At 70.1% G+C, this 1,800-nt stretch carries 1 protein-coding gene; it reads right to left on the bottom strand.

Going from position 1 to position 1,800, the window contains the following annotated elements; translation table 11 throughout:
• Window positions 1–44: 44 nt before the first annotated feature.
• Entirely contained in the window at window positions 45–1,703 is a 1,659-nt protein-coding gene (locus ACFC0B_RS40840; protein ID WP_376098566.1) for an IS1182 family transposase, read from the bottom strand.
• Between the last annotated feature and the right edge of the window lie 97 nt (window positions 1,704–1,800).

Here is a 1,800-nt window from a genome sequence, read left to right as displayed (position 1 = left end):
CGCTGTTGGCGAATTCGGGGTCGTGATCATTTTGCCCCGCCGAGCTAGTGCTCGGCGGGGCGAAGTGCTGCGAAGTGGGTGGTGCGGGTGCGGGCTCGGGGCGTCTCGGTGAGGTGGGCGTCGATGCGGGCTAGGTTGATCGCGGCGGCGGTGAGCTGGTGCTGGAGGCTGGTCTTCGCGAAGCCTTGGTAACGGGATCTGCGCAGGCCGCAGCGCTGGATGCCCTGGGAGAAGGTTCCCTCGACCCCGGCGCGGATCTTGTAGCGCTCTTTCCAGTCGTCGGTCTGCTGGAGTTCTCGGGCCTGGCGGATGGCCTGGTGTTCGTCGTGGTGGCGAAAGGTCAGCTCCCGGCGTACCGCCTTCGGGGAGCTGACGCAGTCCCGCAGGTGCGGACAGGGCCGACAGTCGGCGGGCGAGAACTGCACCCGGATCACGGGAGTGCCGCGGTGGGACAGTGCCTGGCGCCACTGGCCGGTGGTGCGGCCTCCCGGGCAGGTGACCTGCTGGTGGTCCCAGTCGATGGCGAAGGATTCCTGGCCGAAGGCCTTGCTCTCGCCGGTGGCCTGGGCGGTGGTGTCGGCCCGGATCGGACCGTGCAGCTCGACGCCGTGTTCACGCCGGGCGGCCACGATCTGGGCGGCGGTGGGATAGCCGGCGTCGACCCAGTGCTCGCCCGGTAGGCAGTCCCGTTCGGCGAGGCCGGCGTGGATCGGCTCGACCATCACGCTGTCGGGGACGGTGGCCAGGGTGGTGACGGCGTTCGTGACCAGGTTAGGGACGTCGGTCTCGCAGGTTTCGGTGACGTGGACCTTGTAGCCGTCCCAGAGGGTGTCACGCTTCACGCTGCCGCGCGCCTCGGGGTCATAGGGCGTGACCAGGCGTGTCGCGCCCGGCGGCCGGTCTTTTGGGTCCCGCCGCCTCACCTCGCCCTCGACAAGGTGGAACTGCTGGACCCACACCTGCCGCAGAATCTCCACCGGCCCCAAGTCCCGCAGTTCCTGCGGCACTTGGGGCGAGAAAACCGCCTCAAGCAGTCGCATGCCGTCGGCGCCGATCCGCAACCCCGTCTCATCCCGCTTCGCGCGGGACTTCGGGAATCGGGACTCCTCGGCCCGGGTCGCGTAGTGCCGGAACCACTCCGGGTCGGCGACCTCCACCAGCCAGCCGGGGTCGGCCCGGGCGAGCGCGTTCAACGCGGACCGCAGCGTCTCGGCCACCATCTCCAGCCAGCTCAGTTCACGGGCCGCCGACAGCACGTGGGTGGAGTCGGTCCGGGCCCGGCCCGTCGTTCTCAGCAGCCCCTTGGCCCGGGCCGCGTCCAGGATGCCGTCCAGCACCCGCCGCCCGGCATCCGCTTCGACCAGCCGGTCCCTGAACTCCGACAGCACCGAGAAGTCGAAGCCGGGATCGCCGAGTTCCAGACCGAGGGCGTACTTGAAGTCGATCCTCGCCCGCACCGCCTCCGCGGCCTGCCGGTCCGTCAGCCCCTCGACGAACTGCAGCACCAGCACCAGCGCCAGCCGGCCCGGCGACCACGCCGGCTTACCCCGCACCGGGAACAGATCCGCGAACCGCTCGTCCGTGAACAGAACCCCCAGCTCGTCCCGGATCCGAATCGCCAGGCTGCCCTTCGGGAACGCCGCTCGCGCCACCCTGACCGTCTCCGCCGGAACCTCGCCCGGCCCACCCGCACGCATCGACACCAAACCACCCCGCAACGACCAACGCCGGTCTCCGAGACAAGTCTCGGAGACCGGCGTCACTCACCGCAGCCGATCACTCACATTCGCCAACAGCGTC

The organism is Kitasatospora sp. NPDC056184 (genome assembly GCF_042268405.1).
Taxonomy (GTDB): domain Bacteria; phylum Actinomycetota; class Actinomycetes; order Streptomycetales; family Streptomycetaceae; genus Kitasatospora.
The sequence above is the reverse complement of the archived record's forward strand: the minus strand, read 5'-3'. Positions and strand labels throughout refer to the sequence as shown.